This is a genomic window from Streptococcus sp. Marseille-Q5986 (genome assembly GCF_946902915.1).
Lineage (GTDB): Bacteria > Bacillota > Bacilli > Lactobacillales > Streptococcaceae > Streptococcus.
In genome coordinates this window covers 11,701-27,570 of sequence record NZ_CAMPPY010000014.1, presented here as the reverse complement: position 1 = coordinate 27,570, position 15,870 = coordinate 11,701, and the positions used below count along the sequence as shown (strand labels likewise).

17 protein-coding genes, 1 pseudogene and 1 other annotated feature are annotated in these 15,870 nt (G+C 37.5%); all 18 genes and pseudogenes read left to right on the top strand.

Annotated elements, in window-relative coordinates; translation table 11 throughout:
• Positions 1–106: 106 nt before the first annotated feature.
• Positions 107–757: pseudogene (locus tag OVN21_RS10830) on the top strand (amidohydrolase family protein); the annotation flags it as partial.
• A gap of 75 nt (positions 758–832) precedes the next feature.
• Positions 833–968, top strand: a sequence feature (ribosomal protein L10 leader region).
• Positions 969–1,006: 38 nt separating this feature from the next.
• Entirely contained in the window at positions 1,007–1,507 is a 501-nt protein-coding gene (rplJ, locus tag OVN21_RS10825; protein ID WP_267248412.1) for a 50S ribosomal protein L10, read from the top strand.
• A 74-nt stretch (positions 1,508–1,581) separates the two neighbouring features.
• On the top strand, positions 1,582–1,950 hold the full coding sequence (gene rplL / locus OVN21_RS10820) for a 50S ribosomal protein L7/L12 (protein ID WP_267248411.1): 369 nt from the start codon (positions 1,582–1,584) through the stop codon (positions 1,948–1,950).
• A 201-nt stretch (positions 1,951–2,151) separates the two neighbouring features.
• Complete coding sequence (locus OVN21_RS10815; RefSeq protein ID WP_080975988.1) at positions 2,152–2,325, top strand: hypothetical protein; 174 nt, start codon at positions 2,152–2,154, stop codon at positions 2,323–2,325.
• Entirely contained in the window at positions 2,322–3,101 is a 780-nt protein-coding gene (locus tag OVN21_RS10810; RefSeq protein ID WP_267248410.1) for a replication initiator protein A, read from the top strand. Before OVN21_RS10815 ends, OVN21_RS10810 begins: the two co-directional genes overlap by 4 nt.
• Positions 3,102–3,200: 99 nt before the next feature.
• Positions 3,201–4,559: a DNA (cytosine-5-)-methyltransferase gene (gene dcm, locus OVN21_RS10805; RefSeq protein WP_247933705.1), complete on the top strand. Its 1,359-nt coding sequence runs from the start codon at positions 3,201–3,203 to the stop codon at positions 4,557–4,559.
• Positions 4,543–4,992, top strand: coding sequence for a hypothetical protein (locus OVN21_RS10800; RefSeq protein WP_061706397.1), 450 nt, complete (start codon positions 4,543–4,545; stop codon positions 4,990–4,992). The genes dcm and OVN21_RS10800 overlap by 17 nt, the downstream gene beginning before the upstream one ends.
• Positions 4,985–5,365 (top strand): arsenate reductase family protein, encoded by a 381-nt coding sequence (locus OVN21_RS10795; RefSeq protein ID WP_054383956.1) that lies wholly within the window; start codon positions 4,985–4,987, stop codon positions 5,363–5,365. The genes OVN21_RS10800 and OVN21_RS10795 overlap by 8 nt, the downstream gene beginning before the upstream one ends.
• Before the next feature lie 12 nt (positions 5,366–5,377).
• The gene (locus tag OVN21_RS10790) at positions 5,378–5,611 is read left to right on the top strand and encodes a hypothetical protein (protein WP_000840776.1); all 234 of its coding nucleotides are present in this window, start codon (positions 5,378–5,380) and stop codon (positions 5,609–5,611) included.
• 2 nt (positions 5,612–5,613) lie between these two features.
• A complete protein-coding gene (locus OVN21_RS10785; protein ID WP_117304305.1) occupies positions 5,614–6,201 on the top strand; it encodes a CPBP family intramembrane glutamic endopeptidase in 588 nt (195 codons plus the stop codon).
• Between the two features lie 333 nt (positions 6,202–6,534).
• Positions 6,535–6,834, top strand: coding sequence for a hypothetical protein (locus OVN21_RS10780; RefSeq protein ID WP_267248409.1), 300 nt, complete (start codon positions 6,535–6,537; stop codon positions 6,832–6,834).
• A complete protein-coding gene (locus tag OVN21_RS10775; protein ID WP_117304301.1) occupies positions 6,824–7,312 on the top strand; it encodes a hypothetical protein in 489 nt (162 codons plus the stop codon). Before OVN21_RS10780 ends, OVN21_RS10775 begins: the two co-directional genes overlap by 11 nt.
• Positions 7,312–9,189, top strand: coding sequence for a VirD4-like conjugal transfer protein, CD1115 family (locus tag OVN21_RS10770; protein ID WP_267248413.1), 1,878 nt, complete (start codon positions 7,312–7,314; stop codon positions 9,187–9,189). The genes OVN21_RS10775 and OVN21_RS10770 overlap by 1 nt, the downstream gene beginning before the upstream one ends.
• A 20-nt stretch (positions 9,190–9,209) precedes the next feature.
• The gene (locus tag OVN21_RS10765; protein ID WP_000627865.1) at positions 9,210–9,452 is read left to right on the top strand and encodes a hypothetical protein; all 243 of its coding nucleotides are present in this window, start codon (positions 9,210–9,212) and stop codon (positions 9,450–9,452) included.
• 16 nt (positions 9,453–9,468) lie between these two features.
• Positions 9,469–10,323, top strand: a complete 855-nt coding sequence (locus tag OVN21_RS10760; RefSeq protein WP_001054256.1) for a conjugal transfer protein TrbL — start codon at positions 9,469–9,471, stop codon at positions 10,321–10,323.
• A gap of 53 nt (positions 10,324–10,376) precedes the next feature.
• A complete protein-coding gene (locus OVN21_RS10755; protein ID WP_005589911.1) occupies positions 10,377–10,736 on the top strand; it encodes a PrgI family protein in 360 nt (119 codons plus the stop codon).
• Positions 10,687–13,044: a VirB4-like conjugal transfer ATPase, CD1110 family gene (locus tag OVN21_RS10750; protein WP_267248408.1), complete on the top strand. Its 2,358-nt coding sequence runs from the start codon at positions 10,687–10,689 to the stop codon at positions 13,042–13,044. The genes OVN21_RS10755 and OVN21_RS10750 overlap by 50 nt, the downstream gene beginning before the upstream one ends.
• An 11-nt stretch (positions 13,045–13,055) precedes the next feature.
• Positions 13,056–15,869: a phage tail tip lysozyme gene (locus OVN21_RS10745; RefSeq protein ID WP_267248407.1), complete on the top strand. Its 2,814-nt coding sequence runs from the start codon at positions 13,056–13,058 to the stop codon at positions 15,867–15,869.
• Position 15,870 lies beyond the last annotated feature (1 nt).

The following is a 15,870-nucleotide window of genomic DNA, read 5'->3' as shown; positions in this document are numbered from 1 at the left end:
GGGAGAAATAGGGTTCAAGTTTAGCCCATTCTTGATCGGTTAAATCGGTATCATATGCTTTTCGTATCATATCTTTAGTTTAACATTTTTTTGTGAATACAGATTCTTAGATATGGCAAAAGAGTTGGATATTCCCATCCATATCCATGTGGCGGAGACCAAGGAGGAATCAGGAATTATCCTGAAACGATACGGCAAACGTCCCCTCGCCTTTTTAGAAGGTTATTTAGACCACCCAGCTGTTTTTGCTCATGGAGTAGAGTTGAATAGTAGTGAAATTGAACGCCTAGCACATTCTCAAGTAGCTATCGCCCATAATCCTATCAGCAATCTCAAGTTGGCATCAGGAATTGCGCCTATTATCCAACTCCAAAAAGCAGGAGTAGCAGTAGGAATTGCGACTGATTCGGTCGCTTCCAATAATAATTTAGACATGTTTGAGGAAGGACGGACTGCAGCCCTTCTTCAGAAGATGAAAAGTGGAGATGCCAGCCAATTTCCTATCGAAATAGCTCTCAGGGCACTGACAATCGAAGGGGCTAAGGTTCTAGGAATGGAAAATAAGATAGGAAGCCTAGAAGTTGGCAAACAAGCAGATTTTCTCGTCATCCAACCTCAAGGAAAAATCCATCTCCAACCTCAGGAAAATATGCTCTCTCATCTGGTTTATGCAGTCAAATCTAGTGATGTAGATGATGTTTATATTGCTGGAGAACAGGTCGTTAAGCAAGGTCAAGTCCTGACAGTAGAACTCTAAAACAAGAAGAACGAAAAATTTTAAAAAAAGTTTGCAAAAATCTTGCATTTTTTTTTTAACTATGCTATACTTTTATACGGTTTGAAAAAACTGCCTAAGACAGTAGGGGAGCTCGACTCATAAGTATCCTACCGAGGACAAAACGTATCATGTAAAAAGAAGCGTATTGTACTTTCGTGTCTAGGTTTGGGCGCGTTTTTCTTTTGGAAAAATTTCCCAAGCAAAATAATTACGGAGGTGAACACACTAATGAGTGAAGCAATTATTGCTAAAAAAGCGGAACTAGTTGACGTAGTAGCTGAAAAAATGGAAGCTTCTGCATCTATCGTCGTTGTTGACGCTCGTGGTTTGACAGTTGAGCAAGATACCGTTCTTCGTCGTGAGCTTCGTGGAAGCGAAGTTGAGTATAAAGTTATTAAAAACTCAATCTTGCGTCGTGCAGCTGAAAAAGCTGGTCTTGAAGAACTTGCATCAGTATTTGTTGGACCATCTGCAGTAGCATTTTCTAACGAAGATGTTATCGCACCAGCGAAAATCTTGAACGACTTTTCTAAAAACGCTGAAGCACTTGAAATCAAAGGTGGTGCAATCGAAGGCGCTGTCGCATCTAAAGAAGAGATTCTTGCTCTTGCAACTCTTCCAAACCGCGAAGGACTTCTTTCTATGCTCCTTTCTGTACTTCAAGCGCCAGTGCGCAACGTTGCCCTTGCAGTCAAAGCGGTTGCAGACAACAAAGAAGACGCAGCTTAATCTTAAGCTACGCAGCGTAGCCTAGCTACGAAAAAGCTATTATAAATTTAAAAACATATTTGGAGGAAATAACAATGGCATTGAACATTGAAAACATTATTGCTGAAATTAAAGAAGCTTCAATCCTTGAATTGAACGACCTTGTAAAAGCTATCGAAGAAGAATTTGGTGTAACTGCAGCTGCTCCTGTAGCTGTAGCTGCAGCTGGTGCTGCTGACGCTGGTGCTACTAAAGATTCATTCGACGTTGAATTGACATCTGCAGGCGACAAAAAAGTTGGCGTTATCAAAGCTGTACGTGAAATCACTGGTCTTGGACTTAAAGAAGCTAAAGAACTTGTTGATGGTGCACCAGGTGTCATCAAAGAAGGCGTTCCAACTGCAGAAGCTGAAGAAATCAAAGCTAAATTGGAAGAAGCTGGAGCTTCAGTTACTCTTAAATAAGAGGCATATACCAATTAGAATTCGGAATACTATAGTATCAGCCTTTTAGAATCGTGAACACATTTTAGAAACTGATAGATAAATTTAGTTTCCTACCAAAAACCCTACCAAAATTTAATTTGGCAGGGTTTTTCTTTTTAATAAAATTATTTTGGAGAACAGTTGAATATTGTTCTCCTTTTTTTATTTTCAGGAGGAAAAATGACAAAAGAATTACAATCATCACGCTATATTGTCATTTCATTTTTAGTACGTGAAATGGGAATTGACATTGTTGAAGCCATCTCTCTTATGGCTGAATTAGAAAAAAGTGGCTTGGTTCGATTGGAATTAAGTGGAGATTTAATACTCAAAGAACTTGGAGGAGCGCTATGAAACGAATTACCGTAAATCAATACCAAACTTCAGAACGGTATTATAAATTACCTAAAATTCTTTTTGAGGATGAGAAATATATGGATATGAAACTAGAAGTAAAAGTGGCTTATTCTATTTTAAAAGATCGTTTAGAATTATCTCTCAGTCGTGGTTGGATAGATGAAGAAGGAGCAGTCTATTTAGTATTTTCTAATTCTAAACTGATGAAGCTATTAGGTTGTTCGAAGTCAAAATTACTGTCCATCAAAAAAACTCTTAAAGAATATGACTTAATTGATGAAGTTCAACAGTCTTCAAGTGAGAAAGGAAGACTAGCTAATAAGATTTATTTAGGGGAATTATCTTCTACCCCAGTAGGTAACTCAAACAGGCCTAGTGTTAAAAAAAGACTAGGGCAGGTTGAAAATGAAACGGCCCCCGTCTCATATTCAGCCCCTAGTGAGACTGAAGTTAGTGAGACTAAATATAGTGAGACTGATTCTTTATTTATTGAGGATGATGAGGATAGGAATTCTCAACCTATCTTGAAAAGAAAAGTAGAAAAGGTCACAAAATATGATCGAGATTATATTTGGGGATTGGTACAAGATCAATTTAGACGAGAGGGGTTTTCTGAAACAGCCAGTGAAATTGCTATGACTGATTTTGAGAGAATCTATCAGTATGCTCTTGACAATGTTCGCTTTGTTAGACGAGCGGAAGTTTTGGCTGAATTTGTGTTTAACGGCTTGTATTCTGTTTGGAATAACCGTGTTAGAAAAGGAGGTGGTTAAAATGTCGCCAATCGAGTGGATATTAGTTATGCTCATTGTCATTTCAAGTGGTGTGACACTTTGGACATTGATAGTCGATCAGAAAGGGGTGATAAAGAAATGAAATTTATTGATTTATTTTCAGGTATCGGTGGTTTTCGACTAGGAATGGAAAGTGTCGGACACGAGTGTATTGGATTTTGTGAGATTGATAAATTTGCTAGAGAATCTTATAAATCCATTTTTCAAACAGAAGGAGAAATAGAATTTCATGACATACGAAATGTTTCAGATGACGAATTTAAAAAACTTAGAGGGAAAGTCGATATCATCTGTGGGGGATTCCCTTGTCAAGCATTTTCAATCGCAGGAAGACGATTGGGATTTGAAGATACTAGAGGCACTCTGTTCTTTGAAATTGCTCGTGCGGCCAAACAAATCCAACCACGTTTTCTTTTTCTTGAAAATGTTAAAGGCCTACTCAATCACGATAAGGGAAGGACGTTCACCACAATCCTTACCACGCTTGATGAATTGGGGTTTGATGTTGAGTGGCAGGTGCTTAACAGTAAGGATTTTGGCGTTCCCCAAAACAGAGAGAGGGTGTTTATTATCGGACATTCTAGAAAGAAAGGTACCAGACTCCTATTTCCTTTCAGACGAGAAGGTCAAGCAACTAACTCTGAGACTTTGAAAGAACTAGGGAATTTAAATCCATCAAGAAGTGGAATGAGTGGTAAAGTCTATTATTCAGAAGGTCTTGCGCCAACTTTAGTTCGTGGAAAAGGAGAAGGATTTAAGGTTGCGATTCCTTGTATGACACCAGATAGATTAGACAAAAGACAAAGTGGTAGACGTTTCAAGGATAATCAAGAGCCAATGTTTACTTTAAATACTCAGGATCGTCATGGCATTGTCGTTGTTGGAGATTTACCAACTAGCTTTAAGGAGACAGGTCGTGTCTATGGAAGTGAGGGCTTATCTCCAACACTGACTACAATGCAAGGTGGAGATAAAATTCCTAAAATACTAATTCCAGAACCAATCCAATTTTTAAAAGTGCGGGAAGCAACTAAAAAAGGATATGCTCAAGCAGAAATAGGAGATTCAATCAATTTGGAAAGACCAAGTTCTCAGTATCGTCGTGGTAGAGTTGGAAAAGGTATAGCGAATACGTTAACAACTAGTGGTCAAATGGGAGTAGTAGTGGCTAGCTATGAAGGAGAAGATAAACAAGTTTATCATGTAGCCGGTGTCTTGATAGATGGACAATTTTACCGTCTGAGGATCCGACGAATAACTCCTAAAGAGTGTTTTCGCTTGCAGGGATTTCCTGATTGGGCTTTTGAAGCTGCTAGAAAAGTTTCTAGTAATAGTCAGCTCTATAAACAAGCTGGTAATAGTGTAACCGTTCCTGTGATTGCCGCAATCGCAAAGAAATTAAAAGAAATAGAGGAAAAAGATGAAAGCGTTAAATAAAGAGTCAATACTATATTGTGATGAATTAGAAACAGAATTACATGATGCAGAAATGATGCAGTTGGATGAACAAATATTTTTGATGCCCAATTATCCATGTGAGTTTGAAGTAAAATTTTTAGATTATTACCATAAAAAACATAATTACCCACTATTTTATGAATCCTATCTTCAAAACATTATGGAATTCCTTGAAAGTCAGGATATAAAGAACGGAGCTGATGCCTTTGTAGATGATAATCATAATCTTGTTTTTGTTTTATATGGGCAAGGCTATCGAGCCGAGGGAAAAGAGGGAATACTTACAACCCAAGTAACTGTAAAAGCTTATGATGAAGACAAGAAACCGATTAACTTCGCAAATTTATTAGATTCCTTAATCGTCTCAGAATATCAAATGGAACCGAATCTTTGGGAGGTCTCCCATGATTGATCTCTATCTAAGTAAAAATAGCCAAAGAAATCAACTTCTTTTAGAATTCTTCCAAAACTATGGCATCGAGGTATCTTGTCATTCAGTTTCTGAAATGACAAAGGATAAATTAATTGAGATGATGAGCTATTCTTCAGATTGTTTTGAATTTTTATCTCCCAATTTATTACGATTTAAGAACCGTGACAATCTAAGATTAACGGATTTCGTTGAGATGATTTTAAAAAATCCTGAACTAAACATCAGACTTCCTCTTGCGGTTTCAAATAAGCGGGTTTATCCAAATCTGAATTTGGAAGAGGTTAGAGCTTTATTGCCAAGAGATACGAAACAATTGATTTACATGGCACAAACACATTATTTATCTAACTAAAGGAGAAGCAATATGGCTGAACGATTTTGGGAGAACTTGTCCATTATTTTGGCTGAAAGAAATATCAGCTGGATTGAGTTAACCAGAAAAATGTTTGCGGGAGAGTTTCACTATCCAAGTGAATTGAATCGTTTGTATCAAAAGATTCGTCACTATAAGATGGAACAACGAATGCCTCAAAGTCCATGGGTAGAAAGGATTGTGCAGGTATTAGATTTAGATTATGAAGATTTATTTCGGAGGTAACTATGAAAAGAATAATTCCAGTTTATATATTCCAACAAGTAAATGTCCTATTGGTATCTCTATACTTACTGAAATTTCTTTGTATCGGTGAGTTAACTATACTACAGATTCTCTATGGTTCGTCACTCATTTCTTTTTTATGGATGTATGGCCAACGTAAAAAAGTGCATAAGGTCAGTATGAAATCTAGGATGAAATGGCTTGGTATTGGATTAGCTAGCCTACTGATTATAAGTCTATGTTTTAGCCTAATCCATGCTCAAGGAAGCACGAATCAAGCAAACTTAATTGGGCTTCAACATCAAGTTCCTTGGTTTTCATTTTTATTGTTCTTAATCAATGCGAGTATGGTTGAAGAATTTCTATATAGAGAAATGTTATGGAACTTGGTCAGAAAATTAGATATTCGAGTTGCTTTGACAAGTGTTTTATTTGCCTTAGCACATCATCCAGGAACCATTCTAGCTTGGTGTTTATATGTTTCACTTGGGATGTTTTTAGGGCTTGTACGCTATAAATCGGACTTATGGGGAAGTATAGGTCTACATTTGGTATGGAATCTACTGGTTTATATTTTGTTGCTTTTTTAGACCAAATTAGCTTGTTTTAGGGAAATGAAATGCTAACATTATGTAACAATGTTAGTCTTTTATTTCAAACTCTTTGATTAGTATGAATTTAGCTCTACAGAAAAATAAAAAATGTGATAAAAATTTCAACTACTCTTATCTATAATAAAGCTACCTGTTCTTTGAAAATTGAATCCACTCCGTCTTGATTAGCGTACCTGTGTAAGTAGGGACTGAGAGTATTTCCCTGTGAAGGGCAACTGGCACAAGACGTGTGTGAGAATTTTCTAACAGACACGGAGTTTATCGTTACCAGACTTAAACGATGCGACAAACTAGATAAAGGAGTTAATCATGAAGGTAGTAAACTTGTATGATTTGAAACAAATGGGAAATAAAGGTGGATGTACCATCCAATTGATTCATCACTTTCCTTTTGGTATGGGCTTAGGACATCTCAAAAAAGACTACATTGAATTTAAACGAGTTGGTATCTTTGATGGGAAAGCAGTAGAAGTTACTCTTCGAGAACCTTATTCGAGAGATCTACTGCAGGTTATCAAGTCGATTAAGCAACGTCAGAAATTGATAGCTTATCGTTATAAAGAAGGAAAGCTGCTATTTGTGAAGAAGGAGGCATCAGATGTCTTCTGAACAACAGGAACGAATGGCAGTTCAATATGCTGAGCGTAGTCTTTTATTTACTGTAAAAAGTCTTTTAAAGATTCTAGAATGGTCTAGACGTCAGGCTTTAGCACAAGATTCCGCCTATAAGATAGGGGTACAGAAATTAGAAGAATTGCTACAATCTCCCTATGCGATTGATACGATTAATCTGAAAAAAGATTTCTTAGACAAACCAATTGATATCGAGAAATTTAAAGCTTTTATAGAAAAAGAAGAGATTCCTTTAGCCATCGCTTGGCAAGGGGATTCTCTGCATTTCTACACGAAAGACCGTTCGATTCTAGACAATCATTTAGACCATCTGTTAGAAAAAATGGTTAATGATCCGGAGAAATTAGCTGATTTTACCATGGATAAGTCATTAGACGATGCAATTGATGAGGCTAAATCCCAAATTACCTTGAGACAAGAAGGGGCCGTCAAACAGAAAGAGATGGTGAGATGATGTACAGTGGAAAGAAATTCCTACTATTCTCACTGTTAGGTATCTTACTAGGCTATCTTTTTCATCGTTTGACGCTTTTGTATGATTCCTATACTGGAAATACCATAGATAAATGGACTCGTCTTCTGATGGAAGGTCAAGATGAAGTTCTTCAGTCGCCATGGAATGTTTCCTTTACTGGAAAATCAAGTGCTTTTTTTCTACTAGGATTTGTGATGATGTTGCTGGTTTATCTCTATTTAGAGACTGGTAAAAAACAATACCGAGAAGGGGTAGAATACGGGAGCGCCCGTTTTGGAACTCTAAAAGAAAAGAAGTTCTTTTACGGTAAGGAATTTTCTCATGATACGATCTTAGCACAAGATGTTCGTTTGACATTATTAGATAAAAAACCACCCCAATATGATAGAAATAAGAATATTGCGGTGATCGGAGGTTCAGGAAGTGGGAAGACATTTCGCTTTGTGAAACCCAATCTGATTCAGATGAATAGTTCCAATATTGTAGTGGATCCTAAAGATCACTTGGCCGAGAAAACGGGCAAACTCTTTTTAGAACATGGCTACCAAGTAAAGGTGTTAGATTTAGTCAATATGAAGAACTCAGATGGCTTTAATCCTTTTCGCTATATAGAGACAGAAAACGATTTGAATCGCATGCTGACGGTTTATTTCAATAACACCAAAGGCTCTGGCTCCCGTAGTGATCCATTTTGGGATGAAGCTTCTATGACTTTGGTACGAGCTTTAGCCTCTTACTTGGTCGATTTCTATAACCCACCTAAAACAAGAGAACAGCTCATAGAAGAAAGTCGTTTGAGTCAAACAGAATACCAAAACTTGTTGAAACGTCAAAAAAAAGAAGTGGAAGAGCGAAAAAAACGAGGGCGTTATCCAAGTTTTGCTGAAATCTCAAAACTCATTAAACACTTATCCAAAGGTGAAAACCAAGAAAAAAGTGTCTTAGAAATTCTATTTGAAAATTATGCTAAAAAGTATGGGACTGAAAATTTTACCATGCGAAATTGGGCAGATTTCCAAAATTATAAGGATAAGACTCTGGATTCTGTTATAGCTGTAACCACTGCTAAATTTGCCCTCTTCAATATTCAAAGTGTCATGGATTTGACCAAAAGAGATACCCTCGATATGAAGACATGGGGCCAGGAAAAATCAATGGTTTACTTAGTTATCCCAGATAACGATAGTACCTTTCGCTTTCTTTCAGCCCTCTTTTTTTCAACCGCATTTCAAACCCTAACAAGACAAGCAGATATTGATTTTAAGGGTCAATTGCCTCTTCATGTGAGAGTTTACTTAGATGAGTTCGCAAATATCGGAGAAATCCCAGATTTTGCTGAACAAACCTCAACAGTTCGCTCTCGTAATATGAGTCTCGTTCCCATTCTTCAAAATATTGCCCAACTTCAAGGACTCTATAAAGAAAAAGAAGCTTGGAAAACCATTTTGGGAAACTGTGATAGCTTAGTCTACTTAGGTGGTAATGATGAAGATACCTTTAAATTTATGAGTGGATTACTCGGTAAACAAACCATTGATGTTCGAAATACCAGTCGTTCCTTTGGCCAGACAGGTTCAGGATCCCTTTCTCATCAAAAGATTGCCCGTGATTTAATGACACCTGATGAAGTTGGAAATATGAAACGGCATGAATGCCTGGTTCGAATTGCTAATATGCCAGTCTTTAAAAGCAAAAAATACAATTCCATCAAGCATCCAAACTGGAAGTACCTAGCCAATCAAGAAACCGATGAACGGTGGTGGAACTATCAGATCAATCCTTTGAATCAAAGTCAAGAAAACCATCTTGAAGGCCTTAGAATTCGTGATTTAACTTTTGAATCTAGTTTAAAATAAAAATAGAAAAGAGGAAATAGATGATTACGCATTTTAAAGGTTTTGTTTATGGAGTAGACGCAAGTGCTATGTTTGCACAAGCTATGTCTTTGTTACAGAAGGGATTGATTGCGGTTGGTGCCTTTCTCGTTGTTGTGGGGATTGTCAACCTTGCAACCAACATTAAAGATGGTGGGCCAGGTGTTCGGAATGCCATTCTTGAAATTGTCGGTGGAGTTATGGTAGGGGCTGCTGGAGCCTTTGTAACCCAGATTTCAATTTAGGAGGATAAACAATGACATGAATCTTAGTTTAGTCTCACCCTTTGTTTACCTTGCATCTGAAAAAATATCAGCTGAAAATTTATTTGAAGGATTTAATGTAGATTTACAATCTACGGTAGATCTGATTAAATCTCTATCTAGCTACAATCCAACCGTTTGGACTTATATGTCTAGTATTACTAAAAGTGTCATGCAACCTCTTGGAGTTGCGATTTTATCAGTTGTTCTCATCTTAGAATTTTCGAAGATGGCAAAGAAAATTGCTAACTCTGGTGGAGCGATGACCTTTGAAGCATTAGCCCCGATGTTGATTAGTTATATTATGGTCGCAGTTGTAATTACCAACACGACCGTCATTGTAGAAGCCATCATCGGGATTGCGAGTCATGCCATTGAACAAGTGGCTTCGATTGTGGCTCACGGTGGGGCAAAGTATGATACCATCTCTGGATTAAAAGGTTCAGGCTTTATTGGCCGGATGATTGTGGGCTTTTTCGCCCTCCTCATTTGGCTTGTTCGGATAGTAAGTGCAGCCATGGTTAATCTTTTGGTATCTATTCGATTTATTCAACTCTACCTTATGATCCCATTTGCCCCTCTTACGATTCCAACATTTTTAAGTGATGAATGGAAGTCTATTGGTATTGGCTATTTAAAAAATATTATGGTCTATGCGGTACAAGGGGTTCTCATTTTTCTGATTGTTTCTCTTGTTCCTTTGTTTGAATCTGCTGGGAAAATAGCTGTTTCAAATGGTGCAGGAGTCCTGCAATCACTTGCGATTATGTTTGGTAGTTTAATACAAGCTATCTTACTGATTATTGCCCTCGTTGGTTCTCAACGTACGGCTCGCTCAATTTTAGGTATGTAATTAGATAAAGGCTAGGAAGTGAATGCTTCTTAGCCTTTTTAGAAAGGAAAGTCATGAATACACGTGTCTTTAAAGACATCTCAAAATACCAACACAGGGCTTGGTTAGGTTTCACCACAAGACAAATCATCTTTGTTTTACCAGCCTTTATTGTCACAATTATTGTTTTGGGCTTGAATCTCTTTTTCTGGCAATTTGGAGATTGGTTTGTTTACGGTTTTGTGTTTGCCTTTACCATCCCCCTCATGCTTTTTGGAGTCTATAAACCCAATGATTTATATTTTGAACATTATTTGAAATACCGTCTTCATTTTGAACTAACGGTTCCTCTACGCACAATTACAGGAAAGAAAGGACTTGAACATGAAAAGAAAATCAAATACATTAAAGAAACAAAAAACTTCAATGACTAATAAAAAGGAAGAGGTTAAAGGGAAAAAAGAGGAAGTGTTACCCTCAACGGCTAATACTCTCTCTTATCAAGCCCTGTATCAAAATGGTCTGATGCAGGTAAAAGAAGATTATTTCTCACAAAGCTACTTACTTGGTGATGTCAATTATCAGACCGTTGGTTTAGAAGATAAGGGGGCAATCATTGAGAAGTATTCTGATTTGATTAACTCCTTAGATGATCAAACCAACTTCCAATTGACTATCTTTAATAAAAGATTGAATTTAGAAAAGTTTAGACAAAGTGTTTTGTATGAGGAAAAAGAAGATGGATATGATACCTATCGTAAAGAATTGAATCGGATGATGAATCAGAATTTAGACAGTGGTGAAAATAACTTTTCAGCTGTGAAACTGATTAGCTTTGGTAGAAAGGATTCTAATCCCAAACAAGCCTATCGTTCCTTGTCCCAAATAGGAGAATATTTCAAGAGTGGTTTCTCAGAAATTGATGTACGTTTTGAATCCTTGGCTGGTGAAGAACGGGTGAACCTGTTGGCGGATATGCTTAGAGGAGAACACCATCTTCCTTTTTCTTACCGTGATTTAACGAGATCTGGTCAGACAACTCGTCACTTCATAGCGCCTAATCTCTTGGATTTTAAAAACAAGAATTACATACAAATCAATGACCGCTTGTTGCAGATTGTCTATGTGAGAGACTACGGTATGGAGTTAGGAGATCAGTTTATCAGAGACCTCATGCAAGGAGATTTGGAATTGATAGTGAGCCTTCATGCTCAAAGTTCGACCAAGGCGGATGCCATGAAGAAACTACGAACGAAGAAAACCTTAATGGAATCCCAAAAGATTGGGGAACAACAAAAACTAGCTCGTACAGGTATCTATTTGGAAAAAGTAGGTCATGTATTAGAAAGCAATATCGATGAAGCTGAAGAACTCTTAAAAACCATGACTGAGACAGGAGATAAACTATTTCAAACAGTCTTCTTGATTGGTGTTTTTGGTCAGGATGAAGAAGAACTTAAACAAGCCCTAGACACGATCCAACAAGTGGCCGGTTCAAATGACCTAATGATTGATAAACTTCCATATATGCAAGAAGCAGCCTTTAATAGTTTGCTGCCATTTGGTTGTGATTTTTTAGAGGGAGTATCACGGAGTTTATTAACGTCCAATGTAGCAGTGAACTCTCCATGGACTTCAGTAGACTTACAAGACCGCAGTGGGAAATATTACGGTATCAATCAAATATCAAGCAATATTATTACCATTGATCGAAGCCTATTAAATACACCGTCTGGTCTGATTTTAGGGACATCTGGAGCTGGTAAAGGGATGGCAACCAAGCATGAAATTATCACGACCAAAATCAAAGAATCTGGTGAAAATACTGAAATTATCATTGTGGATCCCGAAGCAGAGTACAGTGTCATTGGACGGGCTTTTGGTGGAGAAATGATTGATATTGCGCCCGATTCCCAAACTTATCTCAATGTCCTTGACTTGTCTGAAGAAAATATGGATGAAGATCCTGTAAAGGTAAAATCAGAATTTCTTTTATCCTTTATCGGCAAGTTATTGGATAGAAAAATGGATGGGAGAGAAAAATCGATTATCGACCGAGTTACCAGACTCACCTATCAGTCATTTAAAGAGCCTTCTTTGGAAGAATGGGTATTTGTCTTGAGTCAACAACCAGAAGAAGAAGCGCAGAATTTGGCACTTGATATGGAACTGTATGTCGAAGGTTCTCTTGATATTTTTTCACATAAGACCAATATTCAGACAGGATCTAATTTCTTAATCTATAACGTTAAAAAGTTAGGAGATGAGCTGAAACAAATCGCTCTTATGGTTGTTTTTGATCAGATATGGAATCGTGTCGTTCGGAATCAAAAATTAGGGAAGAAGACCTGGATTTATTTTGATGAAATGCAGCTTCTCTTACTAGATAAATATGCCAGTGATTTCTTCTTTAAATTGTGGAGTCGTGTCAGAAAATATGGAGCCAGTCCGACTGGAATAACTCAAAACGTCGAAACCTTATTGTTAGATCCAAATGGTAGACGAATTATTGCAAATAGTGAATTTATGATTCTCCTCAAGCAAGCAAAAAATGACAGAGAAGAACTGGTTCAACTCTTAGGCTTGTCAAAAGAACTCGAAAAATACTTAGTCAATCCAGAAAAAGGCGCAGGACTAATAAAAGCTGGTTCAGTTGTCGTTCCTTTTAAAAATAAGATTCCTCAAGGTACTCAATTGTTTGATATCATGAGTACGGATCCTGATAAAATGGCTTCTAATTAAGGGGAAGGTAAATGAAGGATAAAAGAGAAATTATACGTGCCCGAAAGGCATTTAGAAGAAGCCTAAAAGATGAGAAAAAATTCTTGAAAAAAGGAAAGAAGGAGGTGAAGAAACAGAAAAAAGATTCCGCTGTACTGGATAATAAAGCATGGAAAAAAGAGATAAAAGAAAAGCTAGAGGAGATGAGAGAAGCTTCAAAGGAGAGAGTAAAACAAGCAAATGAAGACTACAATCATATTCTTCAAAATAGTCCTCCATCTCTTTTGAATCGTAAAGAATTAAGAGACAGACGATTGCCTCATGCTAGGAAACGATTGAAAATAGCCAAGAAGCAATTTAGAGAAGCCAAGGTAGAAGCAAAAGAAGAAAGAAAAGAGAGTCGTAAAGAAAGAAAAACCAATCAAAAATTTCTCTACGGTCAGGAATCGAAACATAAATCTAATTTTTTCTTTCAAGGGAAGAGTTTAGAAGAATTAAAAGCTAAGAAAGAAGTCAAGGCCGCCAAAGAGAATCTAAAATCTACTAAACAAGCCTATAAGTCCAAAAAAGTCAGTAGGAAAGCCAAAACTTTTCTTTATGTCCTTGGACGTGAAGGTGGAGAGTTAGCTTCAGAAAATGAAGATTTAGAAGGCTATCGCACACTTCAAGAGACCATTAGAAAAGGGAAACGCTACAGTCGGCTTTCTTATAATCTTGGAAAAGCTAGTGTCAAAACAGGACAAGCAACAGGTCGTTTTACCAAGAAAAGACTGACCAACACAAAAGAGCGATACCATCATTTTAAGGCTGGAAAAGGATGGAAACTAGCGAAAGATAACCCAAGTTCCTTTAAAAATCGGTATCGAAAATTAAAGAAACAAGGTCTTACAAGTGTCCGAAATATCTATCAAAAACTAAAAGCAGCCTTTTCCTTCTTTACATTTGCGGCTGGAAATCCTGCAACCTGGATAGTTGGAGGATTAGTCTTTCTTCTTTTACTTATGATGAGCTTCTTTTTAGGATTTTCATCTGCTAGTTTGATTCAACAAGATGAATTTGAATTAACAAAAGCTTATACCCACCTAACTTGGGAAGACGCAGAACATACTCGAACAAATGATAAAGGCATTACTTATTACACAAAAGTTGATGATGTGATGGGGTATATGAACTTTAAATTCCATGACTATGAGTTACACAAACCAGTTTACTTATTTAGTTCAGAAACTTACAAGGATTATCTGTCTACTTTGTGGCATGATTTAAACGATGGGGAAGATTTGAAATCCATGCAAGACCTATATGAAACTCCTAAGTATAAACTATCGAAAGACGATCAAGAGGAAATGAAGGAACTAAAAGAAGAGGGTGTGTATGCTTCCATGCAGGAATTAGACAATCCATTTGAGGGGAAAAGCAACGAAGATAGTCTAACCATGACTTATCGTTATGGATACTATGATTTAGACGGAAAACCTACCCTTCAGGAGTACATTCTACTAGAAGCGAAGGCTCACCAAACGATTGTCGCACCAATGGATGGAGTTGTATCTCTAGATGGTGACAATGTTATTCTCACTAACGGAAAAGGAGAGAATGAGAGTCGTTTAACATTATATTCCATCCATAATGGCCGTGCGATTGAGGGGACAAGGGTCTTAACTGGTGATATTATTGGTGAAACACCAGATGATACAGGTTTGAAAGTTTCCTATCAAAAGTATAAGAACAAGAAAGAAAAATTGGTGTATGTCAATCCGCAATTTTATTTTCCAAAAGTCATTCAACTTCAGACCACTATCTTACCTGCCATTGGTCAGTTTGGTGGGGATGAGTTTGAACGAGCAAAACATATTTATGAGTTTTTGAAATCTCAAGGGGCAAGTCCCCAAGCCATTGCGGCAATTTTAGGAAATTGGTCTGTAGAGTCTTCTATCAATCCTAAACGAGCTGAAGGGGATTATTTATCTCCTCCAGTTGGCGCCACCGATTCTTCATGGGATGATGAAAGCTGGTTAGCGATAGGAGGGCCAGCCATTTATAGTGGTGCTTATCCTAATATCCTTCATAGAGGTTTGGGGTTAGGTCAATGGACGGATACCGCAGATGGTTCAACACGTCATACAGCTTTATTGAATTATGCACCTATCAAAAATAAGAAGTGGTATGATTTAGACCTCCAACTTGATTTTATGCTTCACGGGGATAGTCCTTACTATCAAAGTTGGTTAAAGGATTTCTTTGGAAATACGGGCAGTGCAGCCAATCTCGCCCAACTCTTCCTCACCTATTGGGAGGGAAATTCTGGTGACAAACTACTGGAAAGACAAACCAGAGCAACGGAATGGTATTACCAAATTGAAAAAGGCTTTAGCCAAACAAACGGAGGACAGGCAAAAAGTGATCCACAATCCCTTGAAGGGGTTCGTGGGGACTTGTATGATCATTCTGTTCCTGGTGGTGGAGATGGTATGGCTTATGCCTATGGACAATGTACATGGGGTGTTGCGGCTCGTATGAATCAGTTAGGCTTAAAATTAAAAGGAAGTAATGGAGAGAAGATTTCAATCATTAATACCATGGGAAATGGTCAAGACTGGGTTGCGACAGCTTCAAGTCTTGGTGGAGAAACGGGTTCCACACCAAAAGCAGGTGCTATTGTTTCTTTTGTAGGAGGTACACATGGGACACCAGCAGACTATGGTCATGTGGCTTTTGTCGAGAAAGTATATGATGATGGTTCTTTCCTTGTGTCTGAAACTAACTATGGGGGTAATCCTAACTATACCTTTAGAAAAATCTCTCAAGCAGATAGTGCCATCAGTTTTGCCTATACTACGAAATAAA

What these genes read in the sequence shown, in the direction of transcription:
- rplJ (WP_267248412.1), top strand. Translation starts at nt 1,007, where the DNA reads ATGAGTGAAGCAATTATTGCTAAAAAAGCGGAACTAGTTGACGTAGTA.
- rplL (WP_267248411.1), top strand. Translation starts at nt 1,582, where the DNA reads ATGGCATTGAACATTGAAAACATTATTGCTGAAATTAAAGAAGCTTCA.
- OVN21_RS10815 (WP_080975988.1), top strand. Translation starts at nt 2,152, where the DNA reads ATGACAAAAGAATTACAATCATCACGCTATATTGTCATTTCATTTTTA.
- OVN21_RS10810 (WP_267248410.1), top strand. Translation starts at nt 2,322, where the DNA reads ATGAAACGAATTACCGTAAATCAATACCAAACTTCAGAACGGTATTAT.
- dcm (WP_247933705.1), top strand. Translation starts at nt 3,201, where the DNA reads ATGAAATTTATTGATTTATTTTCAGGTATCGGTGGTTTTCGACTAGGA.
- OVN21_RS10800 (WP_061706397.1), top strand. Translation starts at nt 4,543, where the DNA reads ATGAAAGCGTTAAATAAAGAGTCAATACTATATTGTGATGAATTAGAA.
- OVN21_RS10795 (WP_054383956.1), top strand. Translation starts at nt 4,985, where the DNA reads ATGATTGATCTCTATCTAAGTAAAAATAGCCAAAGAAATCAACTTCTT.
- OVN21_RS10790 (WP_000840776.1), top strand. Translation starts at nt 5,378, where the DNA reads ATGGCTGAACGATTTTGGGAGAACTTGTCCATTATTTTGGCTGAAAGA.
- OVN21_RS10785 (WP_117304305.1), top strand. Translation starts at nt 5,614, where the DNA reads ATGAAAAGAATAATTCCAGTTTATATATTCCAACAAGTAAATGTCCTA.
- OVN21_RS10780 (WP_267248409.1), top strand. Translation starts at nt 6,535, where the DNA reads ATGAAGGTAGTAAACTTGTATGATTTGAAACAAATGGGAAATAAAGGT.
- OVN21_RS10775 (WP_117304301.1), top strand. Translation starts at nt 6,824, where the DNA reads ATGTCTTCTGAACAACAGGAACGAATGGCAGTTCAATATGCTGAGCGT.
- OVN21_RS10770 (WP_267248413.1), top strand. Translation starts at nt 7,312, where the DNA reads ATGTACAGTGGAAAGAAATTCCTACTATTCTCACTGTTAGGTATCTTA.
- OVN21_RS10765 (WP_000627865.1), top strand. Translation starts at nt 9,210, where the DNA reads ATGATTACGCATTTTAAAGGTTTTGTTTATGGAGTAGACGCAAGTGCT.
- OVN21_RS10760 (WP_001054256.1), top strand. Translation starts at nt 9,469, where the DNA reads ATGAATCTTAGTTTAGTCTCACCCTTTGTTTACCTTGCATCTGAAAAA.
- OVN21_RS10755 (WP_005589911.1), top strand. Translation starts at nt 10,377, where the DNA reads ATGAATACACGTGTCTTTAAAGACATCTCAAAATACCAACACAGGGCT.
- OVN21_RS10750 (WP_267248408.1), top strand. Translation starts at nt 10,687, where the DNA reads ATGAAAAGAAAATCAAATACATTAAAGAAACAAAAAACTTCAATGACT.
- OVN21_RS10745 (WP_267248407.1), top strand. Translation starts at nt 13,056, where the DNA reads ATGAAGGATAAAAGAGAAATTATACGTGCCCGAAAGGCATTTAGAAGA.